At 45.2% G+C, this 17135-nt stretch carries 16 protein-coding genes; all 16 read right to left on the bottom strand.

Going from position 1 to position 17135, the window contains the following annotated elements; all coding sequences use genetic code 11:
• Positions 1-94: 94 nt before the first annotated feature.
• The 16 genes from ACWQXP_RS02900 to ACWQXP_RS02825 all read right to left on the bottom strand — a co-directional run bounded on the left by ACWQXP_RS02900 (position 95) and on the right by ACWQXP_RS02825 (position 17120).
• Complete coding sequence (locus ACWQXP_RS02900; RefSeq protein WP_454061338.1) at positions 95-715, bottom strand: class I SAM-dependent methyltransferase; 621 nt, start codon at positions 713-715, stop codon at positions 95-97.
• Positions 716-815: 100 nt separating this feature from the next.
• Complete coding sequence (locus ACWQXP_RS02895) at positions 816-1592, bottom strand: SDR family NAD(P)-dependent oxidoreductase (RefSeq protein WP_454061337.1); 777 nt, start codon at positions 1590-1592, stop codon at positions 816-818.
• Positions 1593-1614: 22 nt separating this feature from the next.
• Positions 1615-2871, bottom strand: coding sequence for a methyltransferase domain-containing protein (locus tag ACWQXP_RS02890; protein WP_454061336.1), 1257 nt, complete (start codon positions 2869-2871; stop codon positions 1615-1617).
• Positions 2861-3817, bottom strand: coding sequence for a 3-methyl-2-oxobutanoate hydroxymethyltransferase (gene panB, locus ACWQXP_RS02885; RefSeq protein ID WP_454061335.1), 957 nt, complete (start codon positions 3815-3817; stop codon positions 2861-2863). The genes ACWQXP_RS02890 and panB overlap by 11 nt, the downstream gene beginning before the upstream one ends.
• A gap of 25 nt (positions 3818-3842) precedes the next feature.
• A complete protein-coding gene (locus ACWQXP_RS02880; RefSeq protein WP_454061334.1) occupies positions 3843-5606 on the bottom strand; it encodes a thiamine pyrophosphate-binding protein in 1764 nt (587 codons plus the stop codon).
• 49 nt (positions 5607-5655) lie between these two features.
• Complete coding sequence (locus tag ACWQXP_RS02875) at positions 5656-6687, bottom strand: GDP-mannose 4,6-dehydratase (protein ID WP_454061333.1); 1032 nt, start codon at positions 6685-6687, stop codon at positions 5656-5658.
• A gap of 11 nt (positions 6688-6698) precedes the next feature.
• Positions 6699-7757, bottom strand: a complete 1059-nt coding sequence (locus tag ACWQXP_RS02870) for an alpha-ketoacid dehydrogenase subunit beta (protein WP_454061332.1) — start codon at positions 7755-7757, stop codon at positions 6699-6701.
• Positions 7754-8791: a thiamine pyrophosphate-dependent dehydrogenase E1 component subunit alpha gene (locus ACWQXP_RS02865; protein WP_454061331.1), complete on the bottom strand. Its 1038-nt coding sequence runs from the start codon at positions 8789-8791 to the stop codon at positions 7754-7756. Before ACWQXP_RS02865 ends, ACWQXP_RS02870 begins: the two co-directional genes overlap by 4 nt.
• Before the next feature lie 37 nt (positions 8792-8828).
• A complete protein-coding gene (locus ACWQXP_RS02860; RefSeq protein ID WP_454061330.1) occupies positions 8829-9833 on the bottom strand; it encodes an NAD-dependent epimerase/dehydratase family protein in 1005 nt (334 codons plus the stop codon).
• Positions 9834-9944: 111 nt separating this feature from the next.
• Positions 9945-11480, bottom strand: coding sequence for a PfkB family carbohydrate kinase (locus ACWQXP_RS02855; RefSeq protein ID WP_454061329.1), 1536 nt, complete (start codon positions 11478-11480; stop codon positions 9945-9947).
• 2 nt (positions 11481-11482) lie between these two features.
• Positions 11483-12514, bottom strand: a complete 1032-nt coding sequence (locus ACWQXP_RS02850) for an SDR family oxidoreductase (RefSeq protein ID WP_454061328.1) — start codon at positions 12512-12514, stop codon at positions 11483-11485.
• A gap of 295 nt (positions 12515-12809) precedes the next feature.
• A complete protein-coding gene (locus ACWQXP_RS02845) occupies positions 12810-13436 on the bottom strand; it encodes a D-sedoheptulose-7-phosphate isomerase (RefSeq protein WP_454061327.1) in 627 nt (208 codons plus the stop codon).
• A 15-nt stretch (positions 13437-13451) separates the two neighbouring features.
• Positions 13452-14342, bottom strand: coding sequence for an NAD-dependent epimerase/dehydratase family protein (locus ACWQXP_RS02840; protein WP_454061326.1), 891 nt, complete (start codon positions 14340-14342; stop codon positions 13452-13454).
• A complete protein-coding gene (locus tag ACWQXP_RS02835; protein ID WP_454061325.1) occupies positions 14339-15280 on the bottom strand; it encodes a phosphoglycerate dehydrogenase in 942 nt (313 codons plus the stop codon). Before ACWQXP_RS02835 ends, ACWQXP_RS02840 begins: the two co-directional genes overlap by 4 nt.
• Entirely contained in the window at positions 15280-16233 is a 954-nt protein-coding gene (locus tag ACWQXP_RS02830; RefSeq protein WP_454061324.1) for a transketolase family protein, read from the bottom strand. The genes ACWQXP_RS02835 and ACWQXP_RS02830 overlap by 1 nt, the downstream gene beginning before the upstream one ends.
• An 11-nt stretch (positions 16234-16244) precedes the next feature.
• On the bottom strand, positions 16245-17120 hold the full coding sequence (locus tag ACWQXP_RS02825) for a transketolase (RefSeq protein WP_454061323.1): 876 nt from the start codon (positions 17118-17120) through the stop codon (positions 16245-16247).
• Positions 17121-17135: the final 15 nt, after the last annotated feature.

Genomic DNA, 17135 nt, shown 5'->3' with positions numbered 1-17135 from the left:
ACTAAATGCAGCGAAAATATCTCACAATTTTTGCAATTCTACGTACTGACTCCTTTGAACAGACACCCTTCAGTTATGGCAATACGTCACGCTCCTACTCATGGCGTTCCTTCTTCTCAATGCCAACCGCGAGCAGATAATGTGCCATCGGATAAAACCCTGTGTGAACCACTTCATCGTTCATTGAAAACAATAGACAATGATGAAAAAAACTCAGCATCAATTTACTAAGTGTCTCAGCACTTTTAAGGTTGATATGCCCTTCTGCTGCAAAACGACTAGCATAAGCACTTGCGGTAATGTTTGGCGTGCCAAGGATACAGATAGAGTGAGGATTCAGTGAGGCACAGAGGTGTTCCATGAACAATGGCTCGTCAGACAATGGAATATGCTCAATCACGTCTAACGAATAGGCTGCGTCAAATTCTTCACTCATAGCTGCCTTTGTCATGTCGTGGACACTTAAAGTAATCCCCTCTTGTTCTTCACCATTCTTGCGATCCCTCGCATCTTGAAGCACAAGAGGTTCTAGATCGATCCCATGAATACTTAAGACTGTTTGTTTAACAACTGATATTCCAAACGCATCCCCACATCCAACCTCAAGCACATTTTTTCTTCCCGCCAAGACTTTTGCACAGAACTTATATCTTGCTAATAGAAATCCTAAGTGCCGTGGGTCATCGCGCCAGATATGGCTCGTCCATGGCCCCAATTGAACTGCTCCTTTAGAACGATATGATTCAATTTGAAACTGATTCTGCGGCTCTTTCGTCTCTACCTGCGCGCTCATTAACATTTGCTTGTTTTCCTATTCATTGAGAAAAAAAATGCCGACTTTGTCCTCCATCAACTGGCACAAGAGATCCCTGACAAAAACTTGCTAATTCGGAACAGAGAAACGCGACCAAATGTCCTACTTCATCTGGGACTGCAAACCTCCCTAATGGGCAGCGCTCCGCAATATACTTCTCAACATGTTCCGGACGTTCTCGTTGTGCAGTCTCCCAATGTCCGCCTTCAGTCACAACGACTCCAGGAAGTACTGCAGACATAACAATATTGTCGGGTGCCAATATTCTCGCCATGCATCGAGTATAGGCAGCAAAGGCCGCCTTGATGGCACAATAGGTGACGGGGCCATTGTTTTCGAGTGAAGCCGTAGAGGCTATGTTTACGATACGACCCCATCCTTTGTCTTTCATGTCTGGAATCACCGCATTATTCATTTCCAACGCTATTTCCAAATTAAATCTATATACCTTGCTCCAATCTTCTAGAGAGCAAAGCGGATCATTGACTCCCAGTGTGCCCCCGACGTTATTTACAAGTATGTCAGGCTCGCCATGATTACGTTGAATAGCAGACATCGTCTGAGTAGGAACACCCGCCTCCATCAAATCTGCGACAATACTGTGATGCTTTTGTTCTGTATCACGCACTTCCTGCAACAGTGCTTCTAGATCCTGTTTATTCCTAGCAATGGCTATGACCTTTGTGCCCTCGGCTGCTAACACATTTACGATAGCTCGTCCAATTCCTCGGCTTGCTCCAGTCACTACGGCTAACTTTCCTTGAATTCCAAGATTCATTCTTATTCCAAATCAGCTGACTTTACAGAACACTAAGGGGCACGATGACGTCACGGACCTTCAGGTCAAATAATTTTTTTAACATCGGCCTCACATTCGAGCGAGACGCAACAGATGTGAGTAAACACACAGAGTCTTCCCATGATGTAAACTCAGATGAATGCTTAATCGAGACCGGCATGTTCGCATAGTATTGCCCTGTTTTTTGGAGATCATCGTCGATAATGTAGTCCAAGCACGACAAATCATCTCCAAGGTAATAGCTCAGAACTGGTAACATAAGGGAAGCGCCATACCCTACCCGCATCGAATCCTTGAACCTCTTCAGGCGTTGATTGGTGCATACCATTGCCATCCGAAATTCCGAATGCTTCCTGAGGATGTCTTTTTCTTGCAATTTTCTCAATCCAAGTGATCTGCGAGCTTCCGTATTATTTATTTGCTTTTTTTTTTGAAAGGCGACTAGCAGAGTCCCCCAATGGTCGTAATTCACGTCATAGGCAAGAAGTTCTGCTCCTAACGACCCAAGCAGATAACTGAATGAATGCAAGCTGAAATAATTAAGATGTTGATGAAAAATTTGATCGAATCGCCAATCGTCCACTAAACTTTCCAACCCAGGAAATTGGAAACAAAAGATAGTGTCATCATGAGATTCTAAGAGGAGTTTCTCAATGAGCTGTTTAGGGTTAGAAAGATGTTCAAGAGTATGGCTGCTTACAATCAGACATTTTTCCTCTTCAGAAATTTCACGAATATTGACGTTCTCGACTAAATCCCCAATGAGAGTACAATTAGGTTCATGACAGGTCTCATAAGACAATACCGGATCGATTCCAACCAAACGTGAAGCTCGCCCTCTTAGTTTTTTAAGGAGGTTGAGATCGCTACACCCAACTTCGATAACTACATCGAATGTACGGTCTTCCACTGATTTATTGATAAAATTTAAAAAATAGTCCAATGCCTGAACCGCCGTTTGACTTGTCGATGAACGAAATGAATACTTGGGGCCATACACCACTTGAGGGTCAAGAACATGAGTCAATGAGCCATGACTACATTTATGACAGAAATGAAATTCTTGATCGACGAATCCCACTTTTTCTTTAGGGATTTCGGAGCAATACAGTTCCGTTAAAGGAAGGCCAGGAAGGTCAAGAAGAGGAGACACAAACGGACTCAGACAGACAGGACAATGCTTCCTCACTTTATAGGAAATACATTTCAATTCATCCCAAGCACTGACGTTTACTTTCGGTGAATCTTTAACAAGCATGTGGAAGTAAGGAACCTTTATCTTCAGTGACATATTTCCATTTAGGGTCTGCCAAGAGTTTTTCTAATTCTCCATCTTTAATTTCATAACAATTTTCGCGTCCTGGAAACTCTCCATTCCGAACCTCATCTGCATACTGTAATAATGACTCTTCAATGAGCTTTCCAGCTTCACAATATCGCTTAACAAACTTTGATTTAAATTCAAAAAACATTCCGATCAAGTCATGCAGGATCACTAACTGCCCATCCACCATCTCCCCTGCTCCAATACCGTACACTGGAATATCAAGATTGGCTGAAATATACCCAGCTGACTCTCTGGGAACCGCTTCGAGTAGCAACAGACGACACCCTGATTCTTGAAGGGCTAAAGCCTGCTCTAAAATTTTATCGACATCTGATTTTGTCTTTCCCTGAACTCGATACCCACCAAGTAGTGCGCGCGACTGTGGAGTCAGCCCAAGATGACTCATGACGACGATTCCTGCATCAGCAATGGCTTTCACTCGATCGAGCATCGCACCTTCAATTTTAACCGCATCACACCCACCTTCTTGCAAAAACCGTCCAGCATTTTTTACAGCAACTTTATTAGATGGTTGATATGACATGAAGGGCATATCACCAATCTGCATAGCTTTCTTATTGGCTCGCCACACCCCACGACAATGAGAAATCATATCTTCCATGGTCACCGCAATCGTGGTCTTGTATCCAAGAGTTGTCATACCAAGAGAATCTCCTACCAACACAATATCCACACCGGCACGATCTGCTAAGAGGGCCTCAGGGTAGGTGTATGCGGTGACAGCAACGACTTTCTCCTGTTGTACCTTTTTCCTTTCTAAAGTCACTAAAGTCGTCCGTGCTCTCCCACGCCCTGCCGTTCCATCCCCATTCGCTGGAGGAATCCTTCCATTTATAGGATGACCAGTCTGACTCATAGCATTCCCCATCCTTTCCTTACGCTCATGCGCGGGCACTCATAATTTCTTCTAATTCGTGAGAAGTAATCTTAGGATCCAAATCCTCTAAACCTGCACCATATTTCAACATAGGTGTTATTTGTTGTTCTGGGCAGATCTCGACATTACATAACTCAGGCCCATCATCGCCTAAGACAGTGACGATCGATGACGTCAGCTCTTGATGATTTCGAATGGTGCTCGTCGTCATTCGAAATGCTGCCCCTATTTTCCGAAAATCAGGAAAAGACAATCCTGTTTTTTCATCAACCGCTTCGTAACGAGAGTCCAGCCACGTATTTAAGGTTTGCTTTTGAATACCATGTCCATGATTATTGAAGATAAAAATTTTTATGGGCAGTTGATAGCGCACAACAGTCGCCAATTCTTGGAGACACATCATCAGACCACCATCTCCAATAATGCAGATCACCCGTCTTCCAGAAGAAAAAGCGGCCCCAATGCTCGCTGGAAGCGAGTATCCCATCGGAGAATGATTCCACGCAGAAAACACACGCTGCTCAGCCATTACACCTATCGCTTGCATGGTCCAACTTAGGTTTCCTCCTGCATCAGTGATGACAATGTCTTTCGTCTTGAGCTGCTCTGATAACTTCGCTAAAAATACATAGGCATCAACATCCTTGCCACGCAAATGATATTCATTTGGACATATGGGATATTGCTTATTCCATTGGCTGATACGAGACCGCCATGTGTCATATTTATTTTTATTACAATTCAAATTGAAGTTATGACACGTTTCAAAAAATTTCAGAGCAGACTCCTGAATTTTTAAGTCAATCTTGACTTCATTCTCTTGAAACTTCCCTAACTCTTCAGGGTCTATATCCACCATGATCTTTCGCGCATTGGGTGCAAACAGATCTGCTCGACCTCCAATCACCATCTGGTTCAATCTTGTTCCGACTGCCATAATTAAATCCGCATTCTGAACAGCAAAGTTTCCTCCCCGTGGACCACATACTCCAAGCCGACCCGCATTGATCGGATCATTGGATGAGAGAAGATCTGTACCGCCCCAAGTTAGCAGGACAGGAATGCCCATTCTGATGGCGAAATCTCGTGCCTGTTTCTCGGCCTTTCCCAGACGAATACCCGCACCGTAGATAAGAATTGGACGTTTTGAATTTACTAATAGCTCCTTGAACGGGTTACCCCACTCACTCCGACTTCCTGCAAAAGTTAAAGCATTCTCAGGGTGATACGTATCTAAGTCTTCAACAGAAATCTCCACTCGTTGAAGGTCATCAGGAATGTCGACTAAGACTGGCCCAGGTCTCCCTTCACGAGCGATAATAACGGCTTTCTGCAACTCATATTGAATTTGGAGTGGATCAGTGACCTGTACAGCATATTTTGTGACCGGTTGAAAAATAGATACTATATCTGTTTCTTGAAATCCTTTTTGCCTCAAGCCAGAAGCACCTCTCATACGATGACGTGCGACTTGCCCTGTCAACAATAAGGTCGGAATCGAATCAAAATATGAACAACAAACTCCAGTTAACAAATTGGTTGCACCTGGCCCACTTGTCGTCAGTGCAACCCCGAGATTACCGCGGGCCCTCGCATACCCATCGGCAGCCATTGCTGCAGCCTGTTCATGTTGCGTGCAGACATAGGTCAGCGAAGGATGTCTTGCAATTGAATCGACAAGATGCACTGCTGCACCACCTGAGATTAAAAACACATGCTTCACGCCTTCATTTGCTAGAAAGTTTGCCACATAGTCCGAAAGTTTCATTGCTTACCCTCTACTCCTCGAATCCTTGTCGATAGTCGATAAGGATGGCTTAGGCCGCATGCTGATATTCCAAGGAACTATTGGAAATAATCTGCCAGTTCTTTTTTATCCAGCTTGCTGTTTGCCTTAAGCCTTCATCGAATGTAATCTGTGGAGACCATCCCAGTTCTTCACGACTTCGGCTTGAGTCGATTTCATACGCGGCGTCCTGGCCCAATCGTTCTTCAACAGTAACCGTGGATTGCGAAAGGTCTTTCCCGAATATGTGACACAATTGTTGAACAACATCTTTCACCGCAATCCCACGTTTAGGGGAAAAGTGATAAATCTTTCCAAGCTGACCTTGTTCCATAGCCAACAACTCGCCTCGCGATACGTCGCGAATGTGAATATAGGACTTCACAGCCTGCCCACCCCCATGTAAGTGAATTTTCCTTCCCATCTTTAACGAAATAATTGTTCTGGGAATAATCTTGAAAAGCTGTTGATAGGCGCCATACACATTGGTGGCCCGAATCATGACAAGTGGGAAGTTGTAGTTTTTCACTAATGTAAAAAGATAAAGATCGCCTGCTGCCTTCGAAGCTGCATACGGTGTACTAGGATTGAGAGGAGCATATTCTGTCACACGGCCCTCACAAGTCCCGTACACTTCTGGAGACGAAATATGGACATATCGCTTCAGATATTCACGTTCTTTGAGTGCATTAGTGAGCTTGGCAAGCGCTACAGCATTGGTTTGAAACCATTGTTCTGGATGCTGCCAACTTGGTGCGACCTCACTTTGTGCGGCAAAATTCACGATATAATCCGGCTTCATCGAATCAAAAAGTCGAATAATCCGATGACTATCTTTATTCAGGTCCATCTGATGAAAGGTAAACTTGAATCGATCATGTCGTTTGTATGGAAGAAATGTGGCACTTTTCTCTGCAGATCGGCTCACACCTAACACCCTGTTGCGAGGATCTTCTAACAGCAGATCAATAAAGTCACTTCCTGAAAAAGAATTACTCCCAATGACCGCTATCGTTCGCAGAGGGTGATCACTCACATCTTTTTTCAGTTGTCCCTTATCCATAAAAACCTTTCCTAAAATGGACCAACAAAGCTGTGGTCTGGTACATCAAGGGGATGATGAGAACCACCCAAATCCATTTCTGATATTTCCTGCTTATTCATTAAGGAACGTGCCGCATTCATGATGTGAATGGCTCGGGGATAATAATGCTCTGTTAATGCGTGAGAAGTTGGAGTCGGACAATCAGGCAAACCGATTCGCTTAGGCGGACATTGAAGTTCGTGGAAAGCTTTTTCAACAATGAGCGAAACGATCTCAGCCGAGACACCAAATGAGGTCCATCCGGTATCTGCCACTATGAGACGTCCTGTCTTGCGAACGGATTCAAGGATGAGGGAATCATCTAATGGACGTAAACTCCGAACGTCTATAATTTCAGCTTCGATCCCATCCTCAGCTAACATATCTGCCGCCCGTATGGCTTCAAGCGCCATGTAGGATGTTGCGACGATCGTCACATCAGCGCCTTTTCTGAGAATTCGACTTGTTCCAAACGGAACACGGTAGAGTCCGTCCGGCACATGATCAATCGCCTCATGAAGCCAACGGTGTTCAAGAAACACCACTGGGTTCGGATCTTCAATACTCGCGATAAGCAATCCCTTTGCATCATAGGCCGTCGTGGGCATCACCACTTTGAGACCAGGAATGTGCGCAAACCACGCTTGTAAGCTTTGGGAATGTTGAGGCCCCTGTCCCCACCCCCTGCCAATCATGAGTCGGATGACCAACGGAACGCTGTGCTGACCGCCAAACATGTAATGCCAATTCGCCGCCTGATTCACCATTTGTTCAATAGCTAACAAGGCAAAGTCCATTCGTTGATGAGTGAGAACAGGCTTCATACCCATGAGTGATGAACCCAGTGCAACACCGGTCATCCCATTTTCTGATGTCGGCATATCCATGACTCGATTTTCACCATACAGCTCTTGTAGTCCACGAGTACTTCCGAAAATCCCTTTAGGGTCGGGCACACCCAGCCCCATCACATACACATTCGGATCATGGGCTAAGCAGAGGTCTAAGGCTTCTCGAATGGCTTCAACGTACGTTAGTTGTCTAGTCATGCGGCTTGTTCTTCCGATGCTAAAGACGGGATAGCAAACACATGTTGAAATAACTGGTCTTTTGATGGAAGCGGACTCTTCTCAGCAAACCGTACAGCCGATTCAATCTCTGAGGAGAGGCGCTCGACCTGGTCTTGATGCCAAGACAAACTCCATGCATCGAGCTGAGACAAGTACGTTTTTGTTTTTTCGAGGGGACATGTTGCTTTCCATTCTTCAAATTCTGACGGTGCACGATAACCTAAGTCATTATCAAAATTTGGCCCACAATGTTCTCTCCACCGATACGTCTCACATTCAAGGAACGTTGGCCCACCATTGTTCCTTGCTTTATACACAGCCTGCGAAGACGATTCATACATGACGCGAATATCATTACCGTCAATCCGCTTGCCCTCGCATCCATGGGATTCGGCAAGCGCCACAATATCACGTACGTTCGGTTGCCGAACGGAAAGGGGGGAGTAGACTGAGTACAAATTATTTTCACAGACAAACACGATAGGAAGGTTCTTGAGTACGGCAAAATTTACGCTCTCGTGAAATGTTCCTTCTTCAGTCGCTCCCTCGCCAAAATACACCACGGTAACTAGGTTCAGTCCTTGTAACTTGGCACCAAAAGCCGCACCAACAGCAATAGGAATTGAACTTGCCACAATGGGTGTCGCACCCAAAAACCCTGCAGTACGATCCACCAAATGCATGGATCCTCCCTTACCTTTGGCGCATCCACCTTCCTTGCCATAGATCTCAGCTAACATCCGATTGAGATTCCCACCCTTGGCAAGGTAGTGACCATGCGACCGATGTCCGCTTAATACAACATCATCTCGATGCAATATTGCACTGACTCCAACAGGAATGGCTTCTTGTCCGATACACAAATGCACGGGGCACCGCATTTTCTTTTCCCCATATAATTCTGCAATGCGCTCTTCAACCATACGGATTCGAAGCATTTCACAGTACAATTGTTGGAGACGATTCGAGGTCAGTGATTCATCTGTCCCCTGTATTCGATTTGGAGTAGCCACCGATTTATGCTTAAATATGGGAGTCTGAATTCTCGTTTTAGACAAGTTCGACTTCTTTCATACGTTTAATATTGAAATACCGACTGTCCTCAAAGGAATTGGGGATCTTCCCATCCTGAAATGCCGTCATTAAGTCGCCAATCGCATCGTTAACTGAATGTTTCGGGGTGAACCCTAGAACGCGTGAAATTTTTTCTGAGGAAATATGATACGAACGATGGTCATCTGTCGTTGTGTGAACAATATCGACATCTGGTCCAACTGTCGCCTTCACCATATCGGCAATATCTGATACACAATGATTGTGATATCCAGCATTGAAAATCTGACCATCGACTTTCTCTGCTGCCCAGTTCAACGATTGCGTATACACCTCAACCATATCTTGGATATGAATGTTTGGCCTTTTCTGTTTCCCACCGAACACGGTAATCTTTCGATGATTGACAGCGTGGTTCGTCAGAATATTCACCGTGAGATCTAGCCGGAGACGAGGGGAGTATCCACAGACCGTAGCAGGACGAATTATCACTACTTCGAACCCTGGCCCCTGTTTTCTCAGGAGTACCTCTTCACACAACGCCTTGTATTTTGAGTAATCTGTCAAAGGGTCAAGTGTGAGATCTTCTGTCACGTTCTCATCTTCTTTCACACCGTACACCGAAGATGACGAAGCATAGATAAAACGTCGAACTCCACATTCTCTCGCGCAATCAACTAATCCTGAAAATGCATCGTAATTAATTGATCGTCCCAATAATGGATTCAGTTCAAAACTAGGATCATTAGAAATGCATGCTAAATGAATAATCCCATCGCAACCTGGAACCGTCTGCTCAAGCAGTGGCATGCTTCGTATATCGCCTTGAATTTCCTCTAGATTCTTATGTCCACGAACTCCCTCGAGGGCCGAACCACCATATAGATAAAGGTCTAACACTTTTACTCGATAGCCCTCCCTCAATAATTGTGGGACTAACGCGGCCCCCACATACCCGGCACCCCCAGTGACAAGAATTTGTTTTTTGGCCTGTTCAGACATCTCGTTCCACCTTGAGAATTGTAAGTTTCTAAGTGAAAAGTAAGAAATTACAGTTATGAAAAACTATTCCTTTTTCATGTACTTCATTTTTCAATTGGCACTTTGCATTTTTCATTTTAAAAGTGACTCAATACTCCGTACTAATTGCACTCGATCAAGTGAAGCACTATTACCCACAATCATCGCCGCTTGCGCTCCTGCCAAATTCCCGATCAATCCAACGGCATCCGAAGGAACACCTGTGGCCACACACGGTGCTGTTAATGCAAACAAGGCATCGCCAGCCCCAATTCGGTCTACAACCTTTACGGCCAACGACGGACTCTCAAAGTATCCATCATCTTGGTGATATAACATGGTGCCCTTTTTCCCTTGTGTCACCATGACAGATGGGCAATTGAGATCTTTCGAGAGACCTTCAATCATTGGTTTTAGATCTCCACGAGCATCTCGTTGATCCATACGAATTTCTTTTTCTTGTATAGAGATATAGTCTGCCCTGTTATATTTGGATATGGTGTGAAATCCCACATTTGCCGCATTGACCTGTGTATTCACGGCTAAGAATGGAGCTTGTTTTCCTGCGAGTTGAACGGCAGATGGTGACAACAACCCATGCCCAAAGTCTGCCACGATAGCCACATCACAATTTACCAGCTTGGTTGCAAGCGTCCCACACAATTCGTCATCTTCTCGTTGGGTCAAAGCCGCATCATTCATTTCATATACTTCTAGGAGTTTGGCAAATTGATATTCCTCGATAAACCGACGCTTGACGATGGTGGGAGAGCCAGACTTAAAGACGAAGCTTGGAATGATATTAGACTTCAGATTCTGCCGAATGTATTTTTCATGTGGCTGAATCGTTCCTAAAGAAGTTACGAGTTCAACTTGATCACAGAAACTTGCCAAATGATTCGCAATGGCTAAACTTCCTCCGAGCTGTTTTTCTTTTGAAATATACTGCATGGCCAAAATAGGTTCTTTTGAAGATTTCCCCAGCGCCTGGCAATATACATACTCATCGATGATCGCTTCTCCAATCACAAGAACGCGAAGAGAACGCAAACGTTCTAGATATTCGATGATGTCTCCAGCGGTATACTTTTCTCGAAACTTCGTTAGCCACCCATTTAAGTCAGATGGAAATAATGGTACATAACGGTTGAGTAAACTCGTGGAGCTAAATTGCACATCATTCGTCGTTTCAAGGCGCCCGCCGACTGATTGTACAGCAGACTCTTCTCTTGCCAGCCCACCGGTTAAGTCTGGCCGTCCCTGACTATAGTCCGGCCCCTTCACATAAATATCGGGTTTCAAAGCTTTGATTGCATTCTCTGCTGTCTCCCAACGATTGATCGCAACATAATCCACTGCATCTAAAGCCGCGATGCCTTCCACGCGAAGATCTTGCTGAAATGCTGGACGATGAGGGCCTTTGTTCACATAGCGGTCGGGAGTCACCGTCACAATCAGCACATCCCCTAATGCTTTTGCTTCTTCTATATGTCGAATATGCCCGACATGGAGTAAGTCAAAGACGCCATGGCAGTGTACGATGGTCTTTCCTTGAGCACGAGCGTCTCGAAGGAGCAATTCTAAATCTTCAAGGGACTGCGTTTTTTTCAGAATGGCCACACTCGCCATAACTAGACTTCACACCTCTCCCGTTTACTTGTTTTTCGACCCAGATACCGAAACCAGTCGGCCGAAGCTTTGGCAATGGAAATGGGATTCCACACCGGAGCCTCTTCCCATGAATGAATGTGCTGGAGCATCATGCTGACACCCTCTTCAAACGTAACTTTCGGTGACCATCCTAGCTTCTCTCTTGCTTTCTGAATATCCGCAAACGTGCAATCCGGCTCACCGGGTCGCTTAGGAATAGAGATGGTCGTTCCGCCAAGTAACTCGACCAAACGATAAATGCTATAGGTGCCACCCGATCCAACATTAAATACTTCTCCGGCATAATCAGATTCTGCGGCTTTTACAAAGGCATCAACGACATCCGTCACAAACGTAAAGTCACGAGTTTGCAAACCATCCCCAATAACGGTGTAGGGCTTCCGTTGGAGTTTCTGAGCCAGAAACACACCAAACACCGCGCCGTAGGTCCCGGCAGTTCTTGCACGAGGACCATATACATTGAAGAGGCGAAGCGAGACCACAGGTAGTCCATATGTTTGAGCCCAATGCATCACCAATTGTTCGCCAAGATATTTTGTGAGGGCATAAGGGTATTGTGGCTGAATGACGGACATTTCCGGTGTGGGATAGACATCTGGAATGCCATAACATGAAGAAGAGGCCGTGTAGATAAATCGTTTGACCCCGGCATTTCTGGCACCTTCCACAAGCATGGCCGTCCCGGATACATTGGCTTGGTAATAAGCCATAGGATTGACAATAGATGGGACAATGTCTGCTAATGCGGCAAGGTGAAACACCCAATCTATTCCATCCAGTGCTTGAGTCACGTCATTTAGATCTGTTACATCACCCTCTTGCAGATCTATCTGCCCAACACTGGTTATCAATTTTTTCACATGCTCTAAATTTTCACGGCGTCCAGTAGAGAGGTTGTCGAGAACGCGAACCCGATGACCGTCCTGAACGAGTCGCTCAACAAGATGACTCCCTATAAACCCAGCCCCTCCTGTCACTAATACATGTTTCATGGTCAAGTCGTTTTCCGGTTGATTGTTATCCAAACAGGTTCATAAATCGCGTATGACGCCATATGCCCTGAATACGATGACTAAGCAAAACCTAGACCTCTCACAATCGATTGCTTAACGTATTGATTTCAAACAGTTTTCATCAACAAAGACAGTAGCCGGTTTGATTGAGCAATTATGAGAAAATTTGACAGACGTCAAGACATTGACGGACTGGAAGACAGACTGGCAGGGAAGTGTAGGGATACGTTCAATGGCACAGTACAAACTGAAAACTTGAATCCCTGGGGAATGATTAGGCAGCGGAATCGACTGGGAGGGTTATCGTTCGAAGTGTAGGGCGGGAAAGTGACTTTTTCGTCAGAGGCTTTGGCTGCCTCATTTCAACGATGAGATCACAAACCGAGAGTAGCCAGAGCTGATGAAACGTTTCAATATGGTTGTAAGATCGACTTTTGAGCCAGAGATTGATATCTCCACGAGATCGAAGCGGATTAGATGCAGAAAATCCGGTAAAGGTCACGAGAGTAAGCCCGCGTTGAGTCGTATAGTCAGCTGCCCGAACCATGTTCATCGAACGTCCACTGGAACTGATCAGGACCACCAGATCCCCATCGTCCGCATAAAACTCCAAGGCTTTCTCCAGCCAATGTTCATACCCATAATCATTCGCAAAGCAAGTGATCAATGAGGATTCGTTGAAACTCACGCAACGCATGCCGGCAGCTTTTGTAAAATCAATGGCACAGTGACTCGCAATGGCTGCACTCCCCCCATTTCCAGCTATAATCATTTTTTTCCCCAAGACCTGCGAGGATAGAATGAGATCTTTCAACGCGATCAATTGAGCATGGACATCTACGGACATCAAGTGTTCTTCGAACTTTTTATAATATGCGTCGAGAAATTGACGATCGCTCATAAGTCGCTCACAAGATTACCGGGGTATGACAGATTCGGCTTGTAACGATTCGTGGATTTCACCAATTGTCTGAAGCAACCCTTGGCCAAAGTCAATAAATGGATTGCAAATCATCTTCTTTCCTGGTTCTGGTATGAATGAATAGGGTGTATAGACATAATGTCCATGATATTCCTTGCGAAGATATTCAATATTTATGCCATCATCCATCATTTCCCGAATCATATTCAGCAACTGCGAATACTTAAACCGTTCAACACCAGTAAGCATGACATGTTGATTGCGATACTCTTCGGTCAAGATCTGTACGCTTAATGTGGCAGCATCCTGGACATGAATGTACTCCCGCTCTTCTTCTCCGTCTCCTTGAAAGGTTATCTTTCCTTCCAGCAAAGCCTGTTTGATCAATTTATAAATGCGGTTTTGCGAATCTGACCGTGGTCCATAAACAGAGCCATAGCGAATAATGGTGTAATCAAGTCCAAATTGTCGGCTAAACTCTTCAATAATTTTTTCCGAACAGCGTTTGCTCACACCGTAAAACGATCCCTTTGACGAAAATACATAGGCCGTGCTGGCATAGACGAATCGAGACACTGAATGCGTCACGCAGGCATCAAGAACATTGGCATTACCTAAGATATTAAGTTCTAGAACCGGTAATGGATTATTAATCGAGGCATTCAAGTCGGCAAATCCAGCAAAATTGTAGACAATATCTTGTCCATTCACCACGTCATGAACGGCTTGCCGATCGAGTAAATCGCCAATGACCATCTTCTGCTCAGATTGAAGATAGTCAGACGAGCGCTTATCAAAAATTGTCACGGCATGGCCGCGCTTCAAAAATTCATCAGCAACGTAACTTCCCAAAAACCCTGCTCCCCCAAGAATCAAAATATTCATGATTCATTCACCTGAAAAAAGGTTTTGACATGCTCTATCGCACTACAACCCATAGCGCGTATGGCTTCTTTTGAGTTTCCTCCGATGTGGGGAGTACAAAATACATTCGGCAACTCCAACAACTCTGGATCTGAGGCTGGCTCATCTTCATACACATCAATGGCCGCGCCAGCAATTAGCCCTTTCCTCAGTGACTCCTTGAGATGCTGTTGATTCACCACGCCCCCTCGTGAAGTATTAATTAAAAACGCATTTGGTTTCATGCAAGAAAGCAGGTCAAGATTCACGAGATGTCGAGTGATTGTTGTCAACGGGGTATGGATGGTCACAATATTGGACTCCGACACCAGCTCCGTCAATGACGCCTTTTCCAGAGCGTACTGCAGGCAAAACGCCGATTGATCGATAATATCGTTCACCAAAATACGACACGAAAAGGGTTGTAGCAAGCGAACGAGTTCCTTCCCAATATGACCCAAGCCGACGATACCGATGGTTTTCCCACTAAGCTGTGCGCCACCCTGCTTCTCCCATGTCCCGGTTTTCAATTTGACAGAGGATTGATACAGGTTTCGACAAAGACTCAACATAAACCCCAGAACTTGTTCAGCGACCGACAACCTGTTCACTCCACCAGTCCAGCCGATATGAACACCACGAGCCTCGCATGCAGCTCGATCAATATTATCCATCCCAACTCCATATTTCGAAACAAATTGGAGTCGAGGACACGACTCTAACAGTTGCGCATCAACCTGATCAGTGCCAAGTATGATGCCATCAGCAGGCTTGAGAAATTTTATAAGAGCCTCACGAGACAACTTTTGTTTTTCACAATTCAATAGGCTGTTGGGAAAAAAATGTAAAAGCTGCTCACGAAGATACGAATCGCTTGCAAATGAAGAAGACGTCACTGCTATGACTGTATCGGCAGGCATTATTCACCACTTTTCTGGCAAAAGTGTGCAACTCGATCCGTCACCGTGGCAACGTCAAGTCCAGCGAGGTGATGTAAATACTCCCTTCCACCATTTTCAAAATGATAATGGTCAGGGATGCCTAGACGGAGCACCGGCTTTCGAAGATCGGCATCGAAGCATCCTTCAGCAATCGCTCCCCCAAGTCCTCCACTCAGAAAATGTTCTTCAAGCGTGACGATACGCGAATAACGCATCACTATCGATTTCAATATTTCAAGATTAAGTGGCTTCAAACGATAGAGATCAATCACGCCTGCATGAATATTTAAACTAACGAGTTTTTTCTTGACCTCTAATGCTTTCCGAATCATGTAACCAGCCGTAATGATGCAGACATCTCGACCTTGTTCAACTTCGACCATTCCCTGAGACAAAAACTTGGTCTCCCCAGGCATGTAAACTGGTGGCAGAAAAACGCGATCCAAACGCACATAGCGTAATGCTGGTTGAGAATACGTAAGCTTCGCTGTCGCGAGAACCGATTCCGTATCGCAAGGCGTGATTATCTCAATGCCTCCCAACGCACGCATGCAACTCACATCCTCCGTGGCATAATGCGTCGGACCAGCATCATCATAACCATAGCCAACCCCAACTCCGATGATCGTCAGCGGAAGATCCATCGATGCAATGGCCACTTTTATTTGCTCATAACAGCGCAAAGTCACGAATGGCGCCATGGCATAGACATAGACCGTCTTCCCATTTAATGCCAACCCAGCCGCGACATCAATCATGTTTTGCTCGCAAATGCCAGCATGAATAAACTGAGCGTTGGCCTCAACACGAAAACGGTCAAGAGCTTTCGCGCCTAAGTCTGCACTCATGAAATAGATTTCCTTGTTGTGTGCCGACTCTTGTCGAATGGCCTCAATGAAGACATCTCTGGGAAGTTCTTGTCCAGTCGTCATGGAAAGGTCCCTTAGTTCACAATGCAATTGCTCAACAGTTCGTTTCGTGCCTGCTCCATCTCATCGTCATTCGGCATTCTGTTATGCCAGAGAGCTTGATTTTCCATGAAGGAAATCCCTTTCCCCTTGACACTATTCGAGATAATCGCAAAAGGTTTTCCTGAGTGATTCGACGTCGCTTGTGTCAATGCTGGAAGAATTTCACGATAGGCATGTCCGTCAATCGACATCGCCTCCCAACCAAACGCTTCCCACTTCGCTTCCAATGAATCTAATTTCATACATCGCTCGGTTTCTTCCATAATACAGAGTCGATTGCGATCCACAATGACCACTAGATTCGTTAGTTGATGATGAGCGGCAAACATCGCCGACTCCCAGACCGACCCTTCATAACATTCACCATCCCCAACCACGACAAATGTTCGATACGATTTGTGATCCTGTTTAGCCGCATAGGCATACCCGCAGCCGATACCGAGTCCATGCCCCAATGAGCCTGTAATCGACTCAATGCCAGGAATACTATGATCCGCATACATGCGCAGAAGACCATCAGGTTTCGTAAATTTCTCTAGTTCGTTAGTCGTGAAATATCCGAGGTCGGCAAGAATAGGATATAACACCATCGCAGCATGTCCTTTGCTAATGATTAGCCGATCTCTATCCGAATGACGAGGATCGTTAGGATAACCATGAAAATAACCACCATACATGAGAGCCAATACCATCTCTGCACAGGAATACGAAGATGGAATGTGTCCTTTCTTGACCCGCATCACCAATTCAAACAGCTCCTGCCTTAACCACTGTGACTTACTCTTCAGTTCTTCAATATCCATCTTTTCATTCGTCGCTCGTTGTACATCCTCCGCATCTTGTCTCACTTCCCTCTCCTGACT

The organism is Candidatus Nitrospira salsa, assembly GCF_965152625.1.
Note: the sequence above shows the minus strand (reverse complement) of the source record. Positions and strands in the feature narration are given on the sequence as shown.